At 78.0% G+C, this 3,003-nt stretch carries 2 protein-coding genes and 1 pseudogene; all 3 read right to left on the bottom strand.

Going from position 1 to position 3,003, the window contains the following annotated elements:
- Positions 1-98: 98 nt before the first annotated feature.
- Complete coding sequence (gene murC / locus MY520_RS27795) at positions 99-1,550, bottom strand: UDP-N-acetylmuramate--L-alanine ligase (RefSeq protein WP_436695933.1); 1,452 nt, start codon at positions 1,548-1,550, stop codon at positions 99-101.
- Positions 1,551-1,623: 73 nt separating this feature from the next.
- Positions 1,624-2,712: an undecaprenyldiphospho-muramoylpentapeptide beta-N-acetylglucosaminyltransferase gene (gene murG / locus MY520_RS27790; RefSeq protein WP_436695932.1), complete on the bottom strand. Its 1,089-nt coding sequence runs from the start codon at positions 2,710-2,712 to the stop codon at positions 1,624-1,626.
- Positions 2,713-2,807: 95 nt separating this feature from the next.
- Positions 2,808-3,003, bottom strand: a pseudogene (locus MY520_RS27785) (putative lipid II flippase FtsW); the annotation flags it as partial.

Below are 3,003 nucleotides of genomic sequence, written 5' to 3'. Positions count from 1 at the left end.
GTCCCGGCGCCGGCGCGCGGGCGCCGCGGCGCGGCGTGCGGACTCGGGAGCCGTCGCCGGCCCGTGCGCGCGGTCGCGGGTGGTCGTGCCCGAGCGGTTCACGGGACCTGGTCCGCCGCGCCGTCGCCGGGCCGGCCGCCCCGCAGCGCCTCCAGGACCTCCGCCCCGACCATCGAGACGTTGCCCGCCCCCATCGTGATCACCAGGTCACCCGGGCGGGCGCGCGCCGCGAGCGCGGGCGCGGCGGCCGACCAGGAGGGCTCGAAGTGCACGCGGCCGGCCGGCAGGGCGACCGCGTCGGCGACCATCGCGCCGGTGATGCCGGGAACGGGGTCCTCGCGGGCGCCGTAGACGTCCATGACCACCACCTCGTCGGCCAGGCCCAGCGCGGCGCCGAACCCGGCGGCGAACTCGCGGGTGCGGCTGTACAGGTGCGGCTGGAAGGCCACGACCACCCGGCCCTCCCCCGCCACCGCCCGGGCGGCCCGCAGCTGGGCCTCGACCTCGGTCGGGTGGTGGGCGTAGTCGTCGTAGACCCGCACCCCGCCGACGACGCCCTTGAGCTCGAAGCGGCGGTGCACCCCGCCGAAGCGGCCCAGGCCCGCCACCAGCCGGTCCGCGGGCAGCCCGAGCTCCAGCCCGGCCAGCAGGGCGGCGGCGCTGTTGCGGGCCATGTGCTCGCCGGGCACCCGGATCTGCACCCGGCCGAGCAGCTCGCCGTCCAGGACCGCGGTCCAGGCGGTCGTCTCGGGACCGACCTCGATGTCGAGCAGCCGCAGGTCGGCGTCCTCGGCGGTGCCGTAGGTGCGTACTCGGGCCGGCGTCGGAACGGTGCGCAGCCGGGCCGCCCCCGGGTCGTCGGCGCACAGCACGACGAAGCCCGCGGGGTCCACGGTGCCCACGAAGCGGTCGAAGGCGGCCTCCACCGCGGCGAGGTCGCCGTAGTTGTCCAGGTGGTCGGCCTCGACGTTGGTGACGATCGCGCCGTGCGGCGCCAGCAGCAGGAACGAGCGGTCGCTCTCGTCGGCCTCGGCGACGAAGACGTCACCCTTGCCGGCGTGGGCGTTGCTGCCCGACTCGTTGAGGTCGCCGCCGATGGCGAAGGACGGGTCGGCGCCACAGGCCTGGACGGCGACGGTCAGCATCGACGTCGTCGACGTCTTCCCGTGGGTGCCTGCGACGGCGACGCTGCGCTTGCCGGCCATCACCGCGGCGAGCGCCACCGCGCGGGGCAGCACGCGCAGGCCCCGCTCGCGCGCCGCGGCCAGCTCGGGGTTGTCCTCGCGGATCGCGGTGGAGACGACGACGGTGTCGGCGTCGCCGAGGTGCGCCCCGTCGTGCCCCAGCGCGACCCGCGCGCCCAGGGCCCGCAGCGCGAGCAGGGTGGGGGTGTCCCGCCGGTCGCTGCCCGAGACGACGACCCCGCGGGCCAGCAGGATCCGCGCGATCCCGCTCATCCCGGCGCCGCCGATGCCGACGAAGTGGACCGCGCCCAGCTCCTCGAGCGAGGGCACCGGCTCGTTCCACGCCGCGACCGCCGCCGCACTCACTCGTTCTCCTCGCTGGCGCTCGTCGACCGCGTTCGCGGCGCTGCTCCGCCCCTGGGCGAACTCGCGGGCTCGTTCACCTGGCCGCCACCTCCAGCACGATGTCGGCCAGCCGCTCGTCGGCGTCGCGCGCCCCGGCCTCCGCCGCGTGCGCGGCGTAGCCGGCCAGCGCGGCCGGATCGGTCACCAGGGGCAGCACGTTCTCCTCGATCCAGGACGGCGACAGGGCGGCGTCGTCCACCATCAGCCCGCCGCCGGCCTCGACGACGGGCAGCGCGTTGCGCCGCTGCTCCCCGTTCCCGATCGGCAGCGGCACGAACGCGGCCGGCAGTCCCACCGCGGACAGCTCGGCCACCGTCACCGCGCCGGCCCGGCAGAGGGCGAGGTCGGCGGCGGCGTACGCGAGGTCCATGCGCTCGAGGTAGTCGACCACGACGTAGGGCGCGCTGCCCGGGGGCCGGGCCGGCACGACCACGTCGGTGTTCTTCGGCCCGCGGGCGTGCAGCACCTGGACACCGGCCGCGGTGAGCGCGTCGGCGGCCCCCGTCGCGGCCCGGTTGAGCGCCGCCGCACCCTGCGAGCCGCCGAAGACCAGCAGCGTCGGCCGGTCGGCGTCCAGGCCGAAGGCGGCACGGGCCTCCTCCCGGCGGGCCGCCCGGTCCAGCGTGCTGATCGCGGTGCGCAGCGGCATGCCGACGTGCTCGCCGCGGTGCAGCGGCGTGCCGGGAAAGGTCACCGCGACGCGGGCGGCGAGGCGGGCGCCGATCCGGTTGGCCAGCCCCGGCAGCGCGTTCTGCTCGTGCACGACGACCGGGACCCGCGCGCGGCGGGCGGCCAGGTAGGCCGGCAGCGCCACGTATCCGCCGAAGCCGACGACGACGTCGGCCTGCACCTCGCGCAGCAGGGCGCGGGTCTCCCCCACCGACCGGCGCACCCGTCCCGGCACCCGCAGCAGGTCGAGGGTGGGCTTGCGCGGCAGCGGCACCGGCGGGATGAGCCGCAGGTCGTAGCCGCGGGCGGGCACGATCCGGGTCTCCATGCCGCGGGGGGTGCCCAGGCAGGTGATCCGCACCCCGCCGCCCGGGACGCCGCGCCGCCGCAGGGCGTCGGCGAGGGCGAGCATCGGCTCGATGTGCCCGCCGGTGCCGCCTCCGGCGAGCACCACGCTCAGCTGTCCGCTCGGAGTGCTCCCGGGTTCGCTCCCGCGGGGCGCTCCGCTGCTCGCTCGTTCCTCGCTGCGCTGCTCACGCCCCTGTCCGCTCATCGTGGCCGCCGCGGGGACTCCGGCGCCGTGGAGCGGGCGCGGGGCGGTGGTTGCCGCCGTGCCTCGCCGACGCGGGGACGGCCGTCCGGCGTCCGCCGCTCGCGCGCCGCGGGGACGCGTTCCCGGGCGGCGTCCCCGGGCCGCAGCGCCGCCACCCGGGCGACGGTGCGGCCGGCGGAGGCCTCGAAGTCG

This window comes from Geodermatophilus sp. CPCC 205506 (assembly GCF_051383635.1).
Lineage (GTDB): Bacteria > Actinomycetota > Actinomycetes > Mycobacteriales > Geodermatophilaceae > Geodermatophilus.
The sequence above is the reverse complement of the archived record's forward strand: the minus strand, read 5'-3'. Positions and strand labels throughout refer to the sequence as shown.